This is a genomic window from Spirosoma endophyticum (assembly GCF_900112365.1).
Lineage (GTDB): Bacteria > Bacteroidota > Bacteroidia > Cytophagales > Spirosomataceae > Spirosoma > Spirosoma endophyticum.
This window is the reverse complement of record NZ_FOLQ01000007.1, coordinates 154,013-172,192: the sequence shown is the minus strand read 5'-3', so window position 1 is coordinate 172,192 and position 18,180 is coordinate 154,013. Positions and strand designations below refer to the sequence as shown.

Genomic DNA, 18,180 nt, shown 5'->3' with positions numbered 1-18,180 from the left:
TCTGCCCTATGCTACGCAACTATGTTAAAATCGCCTGGCGAACCCTGATGAAGAACAAGGTTTTCTCATTCATCAACGTCGTTGGATTAACCGTTGGGATGGCGTGCTGCATCCTGATTGCGGCTTTTGTAACGGATGAACTGAGTTACGACAAATACCCGGCTCAGGCAAACCAGATGTATCGGGTCGAACTACATTTAACCGAAAATGAGCGTATTACCGATTTCTCGAATGTCGATGCGGCTGTTGGACCCGGCATCAAGGCAGAGTTTCCGGAAGTGCTGGCGGCCACTCGTCTATTGCAATGGGGCCAGGTATTTATGCGCTATCAGGACAAGCAATTCAAGGAACAGTCCATTGCGATGGCCGACTCTAATTTCCTCGAACTTTTCTCGATTCCTTTGCTGGAAGGCAATATAAAAACGGCGTTGAAAGAGCCCGGCTCCATTGTCGTGACGAAGGCGTTTGCGCAAAAATATTTTGGTAATAGTCCGGCAATGGGCAAAGCGCTTCTCTTTGGCAAAGGACAGGAAGTGCGCAAGGTGACGGGCGTTATCGACAAAATACCCAGCAATACACACTTTCACTTCGACGCGTTTTTGAGTACCACCGATTTAGGCATCAAATCCCTTACCTGGAGCAACGTCGGATTTTACACGTATCTGGTCCTGAGCAAAGATGCCGATCCGCAGAAACTGGAAGCTAAATTCCCCCAATTGGTTGCCAGATACGTAGTGCCAGAAATACAGCGCGACATGGGTGTTAGTCTGGCAGAAGCACAAAAATCGGTCGATACGTTCCGATTTACCCTGATGCCACTAACTGACATTCATCTGCATTCGGCAACCAAGTACGAACTGGCCGCCAACGGCGATATTAAATCGGTGTATATATTTAGTATTCTGGCGGTTTTCATTCTGTTGCTGGCGATTGTCAATTTCACCAATTTATCAACGGCGAGTGCCGCAAGTCGGTCGAAAGAAATTGGTATTCGGAAAGTAATGGGCTCGGTCAGAACCCAGTTGATCAAACAATTCCTGATCGAGTCGACGTTACTGACGTTTTTCGCTTTGCTCCTGGCTGCCGGTGTGGTTGCGTTGCTATTGCCCTATTTCAATACGCTGTCGGGCAAAGACATTTCGATCAGTATGCTGCTGTCAGTAACAAACGTAGCCATGCTGCTGGCATTTGGCGGTTTCGTTGGCATTCTGGCGGGTGCTTACCCAGCGTTTCTGTTATCCTTTTCCAGGATCACCACCGTTTTGAAAGGTGGATCAGCGGTGCAAACCAGCCGCCGTAGTTCGCTACGTAGTGGATTGGTGGTGTTCCAGTTTGCCGTTTCCGGAACGTTGATCGTGGCCACGATGGTGACGTATCAGCAGTTGCATTTTATGCAGAACAAGAAAATAGGGTTCGATAAAGACCAGGTGCTGGTTATCCAGGATTCGTACATGCTGGGCCAGAATGAACAGGTTTTCAAAGAACAGCTTCAGAAAGATAGTCGCGTGATTCAGGCCAGCCTTTCCGGCAATATTCCGGTGGGCATGAGTAACATGGATGGGACGCAGATCTATGCCAAGCGAGAGAATGGAAAGGAACAACGTGCTGAAATTCATACCAATATTTACCACGTCGACGAGGAATACCTGAAAACGCTGGGCATGGACTTGAAAGAAGGGCGGACTTTTTCGAAAGACTTCTCCACCGATTCTACGGCCACGGTTATCAACGAAGCCGCCGTTCGTGACCTGGGCCTGGGAAAAACCAGTCCGATTGGAAAAACAATCGTTCGGTCAGGGCAACGTGAATTTACCATCATCGGCGTCGTCAAAGACTTTCATTACGCATCGACCCGGCAAAAAATAGCCCCGCTGATGATGATCTTAGGACGCAACTCCGGGGCCATTATCGTAAAAGTTAAAGGAACAGACGCTGCGGATATTGTCGCGTCATTCAGAAAGCAGTGGGAAGCGTTCAATCCGCCAGCGCCATTCACGTATTCGTTTCTGGACGAGCGTTTTGCGTTCCTGTATGAGAGCGAGCAGAAAACGAGTCAGTTGTTTACGGTTTTTGCCGTGATCTCCGTCGTCATTGCCAGCCTGGGCTTATTTGGTCTGGCCGCGTTCACGGCTGAGCAACGGACCAAAGAAATTGGGGTGCGGAAAGTCCTCGGTGCGTCGGTCGTCAGCATCATTGCGCTTTTATCCAAAGATTTTCTGAAACTAGTGCTGATCGCCATCGTCCTGGCCGTACCTATCGCGTGGTTGGCCATGAACCGCTGGTTGTCCGATTTTGCGTATCGGATTGACATCGAATGGTGGGTATTTGCGCTGGCCGGGTTGCTGGCCGTGGGCATCGCTCTGTTCACGATCAGTTTCCAGAGTATCAAAGCCGCCCTGATGAATCCTATCAAATCACTACGGTCTGAATAGCGTGGTGCAAGGAGTATGGACGGTTCACGGTTATGGCATGGATCTTTGGGCAGAGGATATCATACGTACAGTCATAGACCCTGATTGATAAGCTTTTATAGGGCGCTTTTCCTATTGACTTCTCGACTAGCATGCAACGTACAGTCTCTATAGGTGTCTTTGCTCCGGCTCGTCAGGGGTACTACACAACAGGCTACGTAACTACATCAAAATTACGTTCGCCGTCAAATCACTCAAAACCGAATAAACGACAAATCGAATGAAAACGCTCGCCCTTACCCTCTTCGTGCTGGCCGGTTCAGCGGCAATCGCCCAGAAACACTCGTCCATCAACCGCAACATCAATGACGATGGCAAAACCCTGTCGATTCGCGTCAACGGTACCGTCGATGGCAAACCAATTGATTATGACCGCACGTTCGACGTCGCCAGTTTGAATCTGGAGGAACGAAATGCGCTGCGTGAACGCATTCTGGATTCCCTGAATATCAGTATGCCGGAGCCTCCCGTACCACCTGTTCCACCCATTTCTTCTGTACCCTCAATTCGCTCTGTACCGCCAATCCCCCCTGTGCCTCCTGTTCATCCAGATATATCGGTGAATGGTGGTAGCCCTTCGATGGTACGGATTGATAATGACAATACCCTGACAGAGGCCGTCGGTGGTAAGAAACCCTTCACCAAGGAAGTCAAATACGATTCCGAAACCGGGCAGTTATATCTACGCTATCGGTTAACCAAAGATGGCGACGATTTCACCTACGAACGTACGGTTGATGCCAAGGGAAAAACGCAGCAGGAGCGGCAACGTATCATCGAGATTATTGAAAAGGAAATCGGCGTACCTGCAAAATAGCGTGGAGCTTGAGGCAAGGTGCATGGAGTATGAAATAGACCCCTTGCTCCAAGCCCCACGCTCCACGTCTTTCCTTCAAAACCCATGCTAAAAAGCTATTTTTCAACTGCCCTGCGCGCCCTGAAGCGCAACTGGAATTACACCGTCATTAACGTCGTTGGACTAACGTTTGGGCTGGCGTGTTGCCTAATGCTGTTTATGGCCATTCGCTACGAACTCAGTTACGACCGCCACCACGCCAACGCCGATCATACGTACCGGATGATCACTTATTATCGTGATTCAGATGGCGACGACCGCAATACAGGAGTCACACTCCCCGCTTTAGCAGCCCTTCGCACCGACTTCCCCGAATTGAAACACCAGGCAACAATGGTGTACGAATTGTTTGGCGGATTAGTGAAAGCGGGCGATAACCAATCCAGTAAGTTTCTGGAAGACGGGGGTGTTTTGGCCTTCGTGGAACCTGACTATTTTCGGTTGTTCAATTATCAGTGGAAAGAAGGCAATCCGCAAACGGCGGTTAAAAACCCCAATACGGTGGTGCTATCAGAGCGGATGGCCCACAAATATTTTGGCAACGCTGACCCGGTTGGCAAATCCATTCGGGTTGAGAATAAAATGGATTTCGTCGTAACGGGCGTGGTGCAGAATCCACCGGCTACGACCAACCTCCCGTTTGAGGTTTTGCTATCTTTTGCATCGCTCAAACAATTCGGAGCCAACGGCGGCTGGGACGAATGGAAAGCTGTCTATAGTGGGGCTCAAATCTACCTGACGCTGCCCCCAACCATTGAGTCCGCTCAGATGGAAAAAGCGTTAGTGCCGTTTGTCCATAAATACATGCGCCCGGAGGATGCTAAGCACTTGCAATATGAATTACAACCGCTCACCAACATTCATTTCGACGCGCGCACGGGCAATTCGGCTAACCGCACGGTCAGCAAGCAAATGATCTGGTCGATGGCCCTGATTGGTATGTTCATTCTAATAACGGCCTGCGTTAACTTCATCAACCTGGCAACGGCCCAGGCGATTCATCGGGCGAAAGAAGTGGGCGTTCGTAAAGTGCTGGGCAGCTCCCGAACGCAGTTGGTCCGTCAGTTTCTGGGCGAAACGGGTTTACTGACGGGTTTGGCCGTAGGGCTGGCGTTTTTTGTAGCCTACCTGTCTTTGCCCTACGTATCGGAATTGCTGGACATTAAAGCAGCCACGCTGGTGCTATTCGATCCGGGCGTTATTACATTCGTCGTGTTCCTGGCCGTGCTGACAACGGTACTGGCGGGTAGTTATCCGGCGCTGGTGTTGTCGGGCTATCAGCCGGTGCTGGCACTGCGGGGAAGAATGCGAATGGCCGGCAACAGCCAGTTAACACTGCGCCGAAGCCTCATTGTGTTTCAGTTCGCTATCTCGCAGATGCTTATCATCGGTACGATCATTGCCTACAGTCAGATGAAGTATTTCCGGTCGGCGGATTTGGGTTATGACAAAGATGCCATACTAACGGTGCAAATCCCCGAACGTAAACCAGGACAGTTGGAAGCCCTAAAGGCCAAACTAACGGGCCTGTCTAACATCCGGTCGATGAGTTACGGGCTTTCGATACCCTCGTCGGACGGAAACTGGTGGACGAGCTTCACCTATAATAATGACGCCAAAGAGGCTGATTTCGGTGTCGTTTTCCGCTTCGCCGATACGTCCTATGTCAATACGTATGGCCTGAAGCTGATTGCCGGACGCATGTACCAATCCGCCGATACCACGCGGGAGGTAGTTGTGAATGAATCCTTAGTGAAAAAATTAGGCATCCGGCAGCCGAAGCAGATTATTGGGAAATACCTGACCCTGGGTGGTGGCGGTAACGTCAAAAAGCAAATTGTAGGGGTGGTAAAAGATTTCAATACGTTCTCGCTGCACCAGCAAACAAATCCCAGCATACTGACCACCCGCCGGGATGCTTACCACGTACTCGGCATCAAGCTATCGACTCAGCAGGGTGGCACCGCATCCATCAGCCGACTCATCGGCGAAGTAGAAACGACCTGGAATGCTACCTTTCCTGACTTTGTGTTCAAGTATGAATTTTTAGATCAGACGCTGGCCAACTTCTACCGAAGTGAAGAACGCATGTACGCGCTGTTCCGGTTATTGGCTGGGATCGCCATTTTCATCGGTTGCCTGGGACTCTATGGTGTCGTGGCGTTCATGGCCGAGTCGCGAACCAAAGAGGTCGGTATTCGGAAAGTGTTGGGTGCCACAACCACCCACATTGTCGGCTTGTTCTCGGCTGACTTTGTCAAACTGGTCCTGATCGCTCTACTTCTGGCCTCCCCCATCGCGTGGTACGTTATGAACAAATGGTTATCCGATTTCCCCTACAAGATTGACATTGCCTGGTGGATGTTTGCCCTGGCGGGTGTGCTGGCGGTGAGCATTGCCTTGCTGACCGTCAGTATCCAAAGCATCAAAGCCGCGTTGGCAAATCCAGTTAAATCACTACGTTCCGAATAGCGTGGAGCACGGTGCCAAGAGTTCACCGCTAAGTTCCTTGCGCCATGCTCCTACCCCCACGCTCTTCCTCCAAAACTATGCTCAAAAGCTATTTCACCACCGCCCTCCGCGCCCTGAAGCGCAACTGGAGTTACTCAATTATCAACGTGCTGGGGTTAACCCTGAGCCTGGCCTGCTGTCTGCTTCTGTTCCTGGCCATTCGCTATGAACTGAGTTTCGATCAGCACAATGCTAACGCCGATCGCACGTACCGGATAGTGTCGTTCAACAAAAAATCGAACGTCGACCGCCGGAACGCAGGTATTCCCTTACCGGCGCTGGCCGCCCTTCGCAACGATTATCCAAACCTGAAACACCAGGTCACGATGGTTAACCGGCTCGCGAACGTAGTCGTTACCGTGAATGAAAAGACCAGTCGATCAACGAAAAAATTTCAGGAGGCTGATGGCGTAGTGGCCTTTGTCGAACCCGAATACTTTCGACTGTTCGATTATAGCTGGCAAAAAGGGAGTCCTCAAACCTCGATTACGAATCCCAATACAGTAGTGCTGAGTGAGCGCATGGCCCAGAAATATTTCGGCACCGGCAACCCGATCGGAAAAACGTTACGTGTCGAGAACAAGATGGACTTTGTGGTGACGGGGCTCGTGCAGAATCTACCCGCGACAACCAGCATGCCATTTGAAGTGCTGCTCTCGTTTGCGTCATTGAAGCAATTCGGAGCCTCTACCAATTGGGACGACTGGCAATCGACTTATGGCGGAGCGCAAATTTATCTAATGCTCCCACCGGCACAGGATCAGGCGATGGCAGCCGCACAGATGAACCAGCAATTGGTGGCTTTCGTCAATAAATACCAGAAACCGGAGGATGCCAAAGATCTCATGTATGAGTTACAGCCGCTAACCAACATTCATTTCGACACCCGCACCGACAATTATGCCAAGCGAACTGTCAGTAAGGAAATGATCTGGGCCATGGGCCTGATTGGGCTATTTATTCTGGTTACGGCCTGTGTCAACTTCATCAATCTGGCGACAGCGCAGGCCATTCGGCGCGCCAGAGAGGTGGGCGTTCGCAAAGTACTAGGCAGTTCAAGAGGGCAACTGGTCCGTCAATTCCTGGGTGAAACCGGCGTACTGACAGGCCTGGCGGTGGTTTTAAGTCTGATCGTTGCACAGGTAGCGCTTCCCTATGTTGGTGATTTGCTCAACATTAAACCCGGAGCCGCAACCCTGTTCGACCCAACGGTACTGGGGTTTCTACTTGCTTTAAGCGTAGCGACAACCCTATTAGCCGGTTTTTATCCAGCCTTGGTTCTATCGGGCTACCAACCCATCCTGGCGCTGAAAGGCAAGATGAAAACGGGGGGCAAAGGTGTAGTCAATCAACTGACGCTACGTCGGGGGCTGATTGTGGGGCAATTTGCCATTTCGCAAATGCTCATTATCGGTACGATCATTGCCTATAATCAGATGAATTACTTCCGCTCGGCTGATTTAGGCTACAGCCGGGAAGCCGTATTGAATATATACATTCCTGAGAAAAAGCCCGGCCAGCTAGAAAGTTTGAAAGCGAAACTCAGCGGGTTGCCCGGTATTCAGTCGATGAGTTTTGCGATGACAACCCCGTCATCGACCAGCAACTGGAGCACAGGTTTTCGCTTCGAAAATTCGGATAAAGAGCCCGACTATGGTGTACTGATGCGTCCGGCCGATAGCGCCTATATTCATACGTACGGCCTGAAACTGATTGCGGGCCGGATGTATCAAGCCGCCGATACCATACGGGAATTTGTTATCAACGAAGCGTTTATGAAACGCCTGGGCTTCCAGACTCCGCAACAGGTCATTGGCAAGTTTATGTCCGTGAATGGCGAAGAGGTAAAGAAGCCTATTGTTGGCGTCGTGAAAGATTTCAACGCGTTTTCGCTCCATCAGCAGATCGAACCAAGCGTATTAACATCTTATCGCGATCAATACCGCAGTCTGGGCATCAAACTCTCATCCCAGCAGAGCAGTCCCGAAGCCATTAGTCACTTACTGAAAGACATAGAAACCGCCTGGAATGCCACCTTCCCCGACTTTGTGTTTAAGTACACGTTTCTGGACGAAACCCTTGCCAATTTCTACAAAAGCGAAGAACGGATGTATTCGTTATTCCGACTGCTGGCGGGTATTGCTATTTTCATCGGTTGCCTGGGACTCTATGGTGTTGTGGCGTTCATGGCCGAATCACGAACCAAGGAAGTCGGTATTCGCAAGGCGCTGGGGGCGTCGACGGCCAATATTTTTGGTTTGTTCTCCATTGATTTCGTCCGGCTGGTGCTGGTCGCGCTGGTCATTGCGTCGCCCGTCGCTTGGTACGTCATGAACAAATGGCTGGCTGATTTTGCCTACAAGATTGATATTGCCTGGTGGATGTTTGCCCTGGCGGGTGTGCTGGCGGTAGGCGTTGCCTTATTAACGGTCAGTTTCCAGAGCATCAAAGCCGCCCTGATGAATCCGGTCAAATCACTACGTTCCGAATAACAAGTTCATAGTACTCATTTTTGACAAGGCAACCCTACAGGGGTTGCCTTGTCCGTTTCGGTACGTCTGCTGTTCACAAACGGACAATTCCGGTCGGCACAATCTCTAAAAAACGCCATTCCAATGCCATAGTGAGCTTTCTCCTGATTTGGCACAGCATTTGATCGACATTATCGTATAATATAGCTGGGCATGAAAAGAGCCTTTTTGGGAGAGTTTGAAGAAGTCGTCCTGTTGACCGTGGCGGTTCTGGACGAATCCGCCTACGGCGTCACGATCACACAGGAGATCGAGCAGAAAACCGGGCGGTCAGTTGGTTTCAGTACCGTTCATACGACGCTGTAACGGTTGGAGGAGAAAGGGTTCCTCTCGTCAACAATGGGCGGGGCTACAGCCGAGCGCGGTGGCCGTCGAAAACGCTTTTTCATGGTAACGGCGGCCGGCCGGAAAGCCTTGCGGGAGGTCAAGCAAGTTCGTGAACAACTATGGGATGCATTACCTCCGTAAACCCTGCAACTGCTGGGCGGGTGAAGGGAAATGATGACGGGTCTGCCCGCGCGGTTATGAATGATAAATTATTTCATCATTCTTCATCTACGCTCTCTCATTCACTATTTATCATTCATCGGTATGAAGCCGCCCCGCTGGGCCAACTGGCTTTTAGAGACGTTCGGCCATCCAGATACAAAAGAGGAAGTGCAGGGCGACCTGTTCGAACTCTACGCCTATTGGGTGGCAAGGGTGGGTGAGCGAAAAGCCCGCTGGCGATACATTCGGAGTGTGTTGAAATTATTGCGGCCACTGGCCAAACGGAAACCTGTAGTAGACTATTCAACGCCTTTTTATCTACATCCTGATATGCTACGTAATTATGTCAAAATCGCCTGGCGGAATCTGATTCGCAACAAAGCATTCTCCGCTATCAATATCTCGGGGCTGGCCCTGGGCATGGCTGCCAGCCTGCTCATATTCCTCTGGATTCAGGATGAACTGAGCGTGGGAACGCAGTACACAAACGGAAGCAATCTGTACCGGGTGATGGAGAATGAGATTGCCGACGGACGGATTGTTACAGATGAAGATACGCCCGGCATACTGACCGATGAACTCAAGAAACAGTTTCCGGAAGTGGTTCATGCGGCTGGGTTATCATCGAAGGAAGGACACATACTAACCGTTGGCAATACAATAGCCCGACAGACAGGGTGCTATGCCGGTTCCGACTGGTTCAAGATGTACAGTATTCAACTCTTGGCCGGTACGCCTGACGTAGCGCTCAACGCGCCAAATAATCTGGCGATCTCACGAAAACTGGCCGAAACCTATTTCGGTGATGCACAGTCGGCATTGGGCAAATCCATTCGATTCGATAACGCTACAGACTACCAGGTGACAGCAGTGTTCGAGAATTTACCCCACAATTCACTCGACAAATATGAGTTTCTACTTAACTGGGATAACTACTTAAAACATAATCCCTGGCTTACTGTGTGGGAAAACGGCGGCCCTGATACGCGTCTCGAACTCCGCCCCGACGCGGACCCCGCCAAGGTCAATGCCAAGCTCAAAACGTTTCTGAAAGGCCGGAATAAGGACATCAGCGCTACGTTCAACATTGAGTTATTTCTGCAACCCGAGACAGAAGCGTACCTGTATTCCAACTTCAAAAATGGGCAACGCGACGGGGGCCGTATCGAATATGTGCGGCTCTTTATCATTGTCGCCGTTTTTCTGCTGCTTATTGCGGGGATCAATTTTATGAACCTGGCTACGGCCCGCTCGGCCAAACGGGCGCGAGAGGTGGGCGTTCGGAAAGTGGTTGGCGCCGAACGGTCGTCGCTGATTGGGCAATTTATGGGTGAAGCACTACTCTTGACGATTATTGCGCTGGAGCTGGCAGTCGCGCTGGTTAGCCTTTTACTCCCGGTGTTTAACCAACTGACCGACAAGCAACTGACTCTCCCATTCAACCAGCCTTTTTTCTGGCTGTTATTGACAGGCTTGTTACTGGTGACGGGTGGCCTGGCCGGTAGTTATCCGGCTCTTTTCCTATCGTCGCTCAATCCGGTCCGAATACTGAAAGGCACTTTGCGATTTAGCGCAGGAGCGCAGTTATTTCGGCGTGGTCTGGTTGTCTTTCAGTTCGTACTATCGATGTTGATGATTGTTGGAACGGTGGTCGTTTATCGGCAGCTTCAGTACATTCAAACGAAAAATCTCGGTTACGACCGCGAGAACCTGATCAGTATACCCGGTGTAGGGGAAGTAGCCGGCAAGTACCCAACCTTCAAACAGGAATTATTACAACTACCAGGTATTCAGTCGGTAACGCATATGATGACGAGTCCGTTAGAAAACGGAAATACAACCGACGGTGTACACTGGGAAGGCAAAGACCCTACGCTCGCCATTCAATTCAACAATACCGTGGTGGGATACGATTTTGCCAAAACGTTTAAAGTTAAGCTCCTTCAGGGCCGCGATTTCTCACCGGCTTTTGGCACGGATTCAAGTAATTATCTGATTAATCAGGCAGCGGCCAAACGTATCGGTTACAAAGATCCGGTTGGGCAGCCCCTTACGTTTGGGAATCAACCCGGAAAGATTGTGGGGGTTATGGAGGATTTCCATTTTCAGTCGCTGCATGTAGCGATCAGACCCCTTATCATTCGCCTGGGCGAGGCCTGGTGGCCCAACAATATTCTGGTGCGGACGCAACCCGGCCAGACCAAACAGGCATTGGCCAGCATCGAAGCCCTGTGCCGGAAACTGAATTCCAGGCTTCCCTTTTCGTATTCATTCGTGGATGCCGACTACCAGAAACTCTACAAAAGCGAAACGGTCGTCGGTACACTGTCTACGATTTTCGCGTGTCTGGCAATTTTCATTGCCTGCCTGGGCCTATTTGGTTTAGCGGCCTTCACCGCTGAGCAACGAACTAAAGAAATTGGCGTGCGAAAAGTGCTGGGGGCATCGGTCGCCAGCATCGTAGCGCTACTCTCCACAGACTTTCTCAAGTTGATCATGATCGCCGTTGTTACAGCCTCACCCATTGCCTGGTACGTCATGAATCGGTGGCTGCAGAATTTCGCCTACAAGATTGACATCAGCTGGTGGGTATTTGCACTGGCGGGTTTGCTAGCCATCGGCATCGCGCTACTTACGATCAGTTTCCAGAGTATCAAAGCTGCGTTGATGAACCCGGTCAAATCACTACGTAGTGAGTAGTAAGGAGCGTGGTGCGTGAAGTGAAAAAGCATGCTTCCTGCTCCTTGCTCCCTGCCCCACCCCACCCCGTTGTCCGCTGTCGTACGAAAACTGTCCATTATCGGACAGTTTTATCAAGTTACATTGAATAATATACTGAAAAACAGAAGCTTATACGTCTGGCACGAAGATAGATGGGAAGAATGTGCTAATCTAATCGACCATCACGAAACCCTTTGCTGATCTATGAAAACGCTATTTACCTTATTACTGGTTACCGTAGGATTCGGTGCCGTAGCACAGCGTTCGTCCAGCAGGGAAGTTACTACCGATGAGCGGCAACTCCGTATTCGTGTTGACATTGAGCAGCCCGGCCGTTCCATTTACTACAGCCGCTCATTCGATATAGCAGGCATGGACAAAGAGTCCGTAAACGAATTAAAATCCCGCATTCTTGATTCATTAGACCGGGCCTCATCGGAACAGGAAGGTGGCGTTGCGATTGTGGGTCGGAAACGTGAAGCCTCTTTACAGCGTAAGCGGAGAGAGGAGGGACAGGCCACCTACGTGTCGCATGCGGACGAAAGCAGAGATAATCGCCTGGAAGCCAATGCATCTTCGTCCTTCTCCCCAAGCGAAGTCGCTCCATCGTCGGTATTAGTCCGGGAAGATAAAGAAAACGGACGGCTCTGGATGCAATACACGTTCCAGAAGGACGGCGAAGAGCTGATTATTGAACGTACGGCCAACGTAGTCGGTAAATCTGAGCGCGAAAAACAGGCGATCATTAAAGAAACAGAGCGCAGCTTTGGCATCAAGACGGGCAATCAATAATATACTGTATTTTTGTAAAGACCGGTTAACGTATCGCATCACCGTCGGTACGGTCTCTACGAAAATACCATGCTGGATAACTACCTCAAGATAGCCTTACGTAATCTTAAACGTAATCTGCGCTATGTGATCGTTAATGTTGTCGGGTTAGGGCTGGGGCTCGGCTTTGGCATACTGGCTTTTCAGAACTACCGATACGCTAATTCATACGATGACTGGCACAAAAATGCCGACCGTATTGTGCGGGTAGAAAGCGTGAAGGCCGATAACGATGCCTTGTACGGTATTACTCCCTCCCGTATAGCGATCGACGCACCGCAGCAACTTGCTAACGTTGAAGCGGCTGTCCGGCTTGATTCAAGACGAGCGGTTGTCAAGCAGGGAGACAATATATTCAATGAAACGATCCACTTTGCCGATCTTACGTTTCTCCAGGTATTCGACTTTCCGGTAGTAAGTGGATCTGCCGATTTCACCGACCCCTCCAGGATTCTCATCTCTCAGGAAACCGCTACAAAATATTTTGGTAACCAGAATCCAATTGGCCAATCCCTGACCATTTATGCGGATCAATCTACCCGGAAGACGCTGATCGTAGGTGGCGTTGTGGATGGAGATTTCAAGCATTCGAGTATACGGTTTGATTTCCTGACGCAGTTGACCAATCAACTTGAGGGGGACAAGCCCGTTGATCATACCGATTGGAAATACCGTGTCGATGCGGTGTTTCTGCTTCTGAAACAGCCCGTTGCTGTTTCGTCCATCGAAGCCTCATTAGCCCCTTTTATAACTCGGCAGCAATCAGCCGATCCTGACTGGAAAATCAAGCGGTTTGTGATAGAACCCCTTCGAACGATGGCCCTCAACGCCCGAAACTTACGGGCGAACAGATTATATCCTTCGCTCCCGGCATCGGCAGTCTGGGGCATGCTGGTGATGGCTATTCTGATCCTGTTGACCGCTTCACTCAACTTTGCAAACATGACCATTGCGGTTTGTAACCGTCGGCTACGCGAGATGGGCGTTCGCAAAGTAATGGGAAGTTCACAGGGGCAGCTTATTATTCAATTGCTCGCGGAAGCAGGCGTCATTTGTGCACTTGCCATTTTGCTGGGCATGATCCTGTCCTTTCCGATTTCGAGTTGGTATAATCACATGTGGCCCTACATGGCCATCCAGATTGATTATCTCGACCCGGTTTTAGCCGCCTACCTGATGGGTATGTTTTTGTTCAATACATTGTTAGCCGGCTCTTACCCCGCCTTTTATGTGAGCGCCTTTCGACCGGCGCATATTTTTCGGGGAACACTACGTTTCGGTGGATCAGGTCTTTTCTCCCGCGTTATGATGGGCATTCAGGTTGCCATTTCGCTGATAGCCGTGGTTGTGGGACTGAGTTTTGAACGCAATGCCGAGTATAACCACACCGCCGATGTAGGCTACGACCGTCACAACCTTATTGGCGCTTATGTGTATGACGAATCGAGCTGGCGCGTCTTCAAAACCGCAGCCCAGACCATTCCGCATGTAGAGGCCGTCAGTGGTACCCAGCATATTCCCGGTTTTAGTTACAGCACCATTAATTTTCGTCTGAATAGCCAGCCGCACGAAGCGATGATCTACAATGTGGGCGACGACTTTACGCGGATGCTCCAGATACAGTTACGCGACGGACAACCCTTGCTGGCTACGCAGGATGATAGACCAGCGCCCAACGTACTGGTGAACGAGACCTTTGTTCGGGCGTTCGGCGAGGGGAAGTCCCTGGTAGGCCGATCCATTCAACTGGATTCAACTACGTATCAGATCAGCGGGGTTGTACGCGACTTCATGACCAATACGCCGTTCCGTCCAATTGCGGCTGCGGTGATACGTCCTGTATCGGCCAGTCAGTTTTCGTATTTCATTGCCCGTGTAAAAGCGGAACATCAACAGCAGGTTTTTGCCGATCTCGAACGAACCTGGAAGCGCCTTTTTCCCTACAAACCTTTCGACGGTTTCTATCAGGACAATGCCCTTGCCGAAGCCGAATCCGTATCCAACAATGTGGCGCAGACAATGGGTGTTTTTGCGCTGGTGACCGTACTACTAGCCATTTCGGGGCTGTTTTCGTTAGTGTCTCTCAACGTGTTGAAACGTATGCAGGAAGTAGCCATCCGGCGGGTGCTGGGCGCTACAGGCGCCCAGATTGGCTGGGTACTACATAAAAACTACGTCTGGATTCTGATCGTTGCGGTCGTTTTAGGCTGTGCCGGCGGATATTTTATGGCGTTGGTGTTGCTGAACAGCATTTTCAAAATAAACAATGGCGTTTCCACAGGCATCCTGATTATTTCAGCCGGTAGCGTTCTGGCGATAGCCTTCCTCACAATTCTGCTGAAGCTCTGGCAAACGCTCCAGATCAACCCATCCAGTTCGCTGAAATCAGATTAGCACACGTAGAGACGCAATCCCTTGCGTCTCACTGACCGGATGGTTTGGCTGACGCATAGGAGACACAAGGGATTGCGTCTCTACACAAATAAAAAATTTCTTCTTTTTCTGTAACCTTCCCCAATTCGCTCGGTTTCCAGTCCAAATTCCACCAATAACCCGATACCAACGCGGTTGACCTCTCTGACAGACAACGCTATTATGCTGCAGGTAAAGGCAGGCAATATGGACGCGATGAGCTTACTCTTCGAGCGGCACAATCGTCCCCTGTTCGGCTTCCTTTTTCACATGACCAACCAGCGTGAGGCCAGCGAAGATATGGTCCAGACGGTGTTTTACCGGATGCTAAAATATCGGCATACGTTCACGGGCGACGGTGAGTTCAGGAGCTGGATGTATCATCTGGCCCGGAACGTACTGGTCGATCATAGCAAACAAAACAAGCGTTCGGCCCATCAGTATGACCTGGCCGACATAGCAGAGAAGATTGGAGGTGGACCAGCCGCCGATGAGCGAATCCAGAAAGAACAGGAACTGGATGCCCTTTATGGGGCAATGGGAAAATTAAGTGAGGAGAATCGTGAAGTGTTGGTACTGAGCCGGTTCCAGGAATTGAAATACGAGGAAATTGCGCGGGTGCTGAACACGACGGAGGGGGCGATTAAAGTGCGGGTGCATCGGGCGATGAATGAGTTGAGGAAAATTTACCTGACACTAGAAAATGGAAAAACTGCCTATAAACTGTGACCAGATAAAAGACCAGCTAACCGACTGGCTCAGCAACCAGTTACCGGATGCGGAACGGGTTACGCTGGAAACGCATCTGGCGCAGTGCCCGGCCTGCCAGGCCGAAGCCAGGGCAACCCGGCAACTTTGGCAATTGATGGGCAACGTTCCTACACCAGAACCCAGCCCGATGGCGCGGGTTCGGTTTCAGGCGATGCTCGATACGTATAAGGAGACCGTTAACACAAAACAGGAGAGCGTATTTAACAATCTATTGACGAAACTCCGCCAGCTTTGGGCACCTAACTACGCGTATCGCCTGGGGTACAGTTTTGTGCTATTAAGTATTGGTGTTGCGGCTGGATACTGGTTCAGTCATCCGGGCAAAACGACCGTAGCGGTTCAGCAACAACAGATTGATACGTTGTCGACGCAGGTGCAGGAAATGCGCCAGATGGTGCTGCTCTCGGGACTGGAAAATCCGTCGGCTTCGGAACGGCTTCGGGCTGTGAGTTACACCGAAGAAATCAATCAGGTAGACGAGAAGGTGGTTGATGCGCTATTAACAACACTCGACAACGACTCAAACGTAAATGTGCGCCTGGTTACGCTGGAAGCCCTCGCGAAGCTGGCCGATAATCCAAGCGTACGGGAAGGTCTGGTTCAGTCCATCGCCCGCCAGGAATCGCCATTGGTGCAGTCAGCGCTAGCCGATATTATGGTGAAGTTGCAGGAGAAACGATCCATCAAACCGCTTCGGCAATTGCTCCACGACGACAATTTAAACCACTTGGTCAAAGGTAAAATCGAGCAAAGTATCCGGGATTTGTCCTGATTAAAGAGCGAAAGAATGAGCGAAAGAGCGCCAAGCTCGCCAACTGTCTTTCGCTCATTCATTCTTTCGTTCTTTCACTCTTTCACTTTATATGTATATGAAACTATTACTAATCCCCGTACTGGCGGGACTGGTGCTTTCTTGTGCCCAGTCGCCAGCCACCGCTCAGGAATTTAAAGAGCACGTCAGCAAAGAATTTACGGTATCGAAGTCGGCCAGTAGCGCGCTGGCGATCTATAACGTCAACGGTTTTATCAAGGTCGAAGGGTATTCGGGCGATAAGGTTGTTGTGGAGGTCGATAAATCCATTACGGCTAAAACCAGTCAGGATCTGGAAACTGGCAAAAAGGAATTCCAGCTTCAGTTCGAGCAGCAGGGCGACAGCCTTGTGGCCTACATTGCCGAACCCTTCGATTCACGTCCCCGACGCAACCGACACAATAATAACGGGGGCAACGACCGCGATGTTGATTATGATTTCACGCTCAATTTTACTGTGAAAGTCCCGAACCGGATGAATCTGACAGTCTCCACAGTCAACCGGGGGAACGTATCGGTCAAGGATGTTGAAGGGGCGCTGAAAGCACGTAACGTGAATGGTGCCATCACGCTGACGAACGTGAAAGGCACGACCGACGCTCACACCATCAACGGAAACCTCGACGTCAATTACGTAGCGAATCCGCCCGAAAACTCGTCGTACTACACACTCAATGGGAACATCAACGTAAGTTATCCGGCCAATCTCTCTGCTGATTTACAGTTCAAAACCTTCCAGGGCAAGTTCTTCACCGACTACCCGAACACCGAAGTGCTGCCCGTTCAGGTGATAAAAACAACCCAGAAGACCGGCGATGGAACAGTTTATAAGCTCAACAAAAACACGGCTATACGTATCGGCAGCGGTGGCAAAACGTTCAAGTTTGAAACATTTAACGGCAACATTTACATTAAAAAACAATCCTGATGAAAACCATTAAACTGATCATTGGACTCTTATGCATAGCCCGGCTTGCCACGTCATCAGTTCTCGCGCAGAATGAGGTGAAAGAGCAATTGGTCGTTCCCCTGAGTGATCCCGCCAAACCCGGTTCGTTGCACGTTGGGTTAATCAACGGCTCGATCAAAGTAATTGGCTACTCGGGCAAAGACGTAGTGATCGACATTGTAGCTGCGCCAAAACGCAGCCGACGCGACGACGATGATGATCGGCCTGATAAAGCAGCAAACGGCATGAAGCGTATTGCTACCGGAATGCCGCTTGATGTCAGCGCTGAGGAGCGGAACAACACCGTTAATGTCCACGCCAATTCCATAAAGCATCCTATTGATCTGACAATCAAGGTTCCACAACGATTTGGACTCAAGGTTAGCACCGTGAACAATGGAAATATCGAGATCGAGAACGTAACGGGTAACCTGGAAGTAACGAACGTCAACGGCTACATTCACCTGACCAACGTTGCGGGTTCTGCTGTCGCCAATACGGTCAACGGCAACCTGATCGCTACGTTCAAATCCATTAATTCTGGTACGCCCATGGCCTTTTCAACGCTGAATGGCAATGTCGACGTAACGTTTCCGGCGTCGGTAAAAGCGAACAGCAAACTCAAATCCGACCGGGGCGACATTTACAGTGACTTTGACATCGACGTGGACAGAAACCAGCCGAAGGTGAGCCGCACGAATCAGTCGGGCATGTATCAGGTGAAAATTGAAGATTGGGTATACGGTAAAATCAACGGCGGTGGCCCGGAAGTCATGATGAAAAATATGAACGGCAATATCTACATCCGCAAGGCGAAATAAACAACG

Annotated in this window: 11 protein-coding genes and 1 pseudogene; all 12 read left to right on the top strand. The window is 50.4% G+C overall.

The annotated features are described in order from the left end of the window. Positions 1–8: 8 nt before the first annotated feature. The 12 genes and pseudogenes from BM202_RS19075 (at position 9) to BM202_RS19020 (ending at position 18,174) form a co-directional block, all read left to right on the top strand. Positions 9–2,432, top strand: coding sequence for an ABC transporter permease (locus BM202_RS19075; RefSeq protein ID WP_093829020.1), 2,424 nt, complete (start codon positions 9–11; stop codon positions 2,430–2,432). A gap of 259 nt (positions 2,433–2,691) precedes the next feature. Beyond that, positions 2,692–3,288: a hypothetical protein gene (locus BM202_RS19070; protein WP_093829018.1), complete on the top strand. Its 597-nt coding sequence runs from the start codon at positions 2,692–2,694 to the stop codon at positions 3,286–3,288. Positions 3,289–3,372: 84 nt separating this feature from the next. After that, the gene (locus BM202_RS19065; RefSeq protein ID WP_093829016.1) at positions 3,373–5,799 is read left to right on the top strand and encodes an ABC transporter permease; all 2,427 of its coding nucleotides are present in this window, start codon (positions 3,373–3,375) and stop codon (positions 5,797–5,799) included. 77 nt (positions 5,800–5,876) lie between these two features. Further along, the gene (locus tag BM202_RS19060; RefSeq protein ID WP_093829014.1) at positions 5,877–8,330 is read left to right on the top strand and encodes an ABC transporter permease; all 2,454 of its coding nucleotides are present in this window, start codon (positions 5,877–5,879) and stop codon (positions 8,328–8,330) included. 192 nt (positions 8,331–8,522) lie between these two features. Beyond that, positions 8,523–8,837, top strand: a pseudogene (locus BM202_RS19055) (PadR family transcriptional regulator). A 123-nt stretch (positions 8,838–8,960) separates the two neighbouring features. Continuing rightward, positions 8,961–11,558: an ABC transporter permease gene (locus tag BM202_RS19050; RefSeq protein WP_218160584.1), complete on the top strand. Its 2,598-nt coding sequence runs from the start codon at positions 8,961–8,963 to the stop codon at positions 11,556–11,558. Positions 11,559–11,783: 225 nt separating this feature from the next. After that, entirely contained in the window at positions 11,784–12,371 is a 588-nt protein-coding gene (locus BM202_RS19045; RefSeq protein WP_093829012.1) for a hypothetical protein, read from the top strand. Positions 12,372–12,440: 69 nt separating this feature from the next. Continuing rightward, on the top strand, positions 12,441–14,804 hold the full coding sequence (locus BM202_RS19040) for an ABC transporter permease (RefSeq protein WP_093829010.1): 2,364 nt from the start codon (positions 12,441–12,443) through the stop codon (positions 14,802–14,804). Between the two features lie 201 nt (positions 14,805–15,005). Next, positions 15,006–15,551 (top strand): RNA polymerase sigma factor, encoded by a 546-nt coding sequence (locus BM202_RS19035; protein WP_093829008.1) that lies wholly within the window; start codon positions 15,006–15,008, stop codon positions 15,549–15,551. Further along, positions 15,526–16,365: a HEAT repeat domain-containing protein gene (locus BM202_RS19030; protein WP_093829006.1), complete on the top strand. Its 840-nt coding sequence runs from the start codon at positions 15,526–15,528 to the stop codon at positions 16,363–16,365. The genes BM202_RS19035 and BM202_RS19030 overlap by 26 nt, the downstream gene beginning before the upstream one ends. Before the next feature lie 97 nt (positions 16,366–16,462). Continuing rightward, the gene (locus tag BM202_RS19025; RefSeq protein ID WP_093829250.1) at positions 16,463–17,332 is read left to right on the top strand and encodes a DUF4097 family beta strand repeat-containing protein; all 870 of its coding nucleotides are present in this window, start codon (positions 16,463–16,465) and stop codon (positions 17,330–17,332) included. Next, the gene (locus BM202_RS19020) at positions 17,332–18,174 is read left to right on the top strand and encodes a DUF4097 family beta strand repeat-containing protein (protein WP_093829004.1); all 843 of its coding nucleotides are present in this window, start codon (positions 17,332–17,334) and stop codon (positions 18,172–18,174) included. Before BM202_RS19025 ends, BM202_RS19020 begins: the two co-directional genes overlap by 1 nt. The last annotated feature ends 6 nt before the right edge of the window (positions 18,175–18,180 follow it).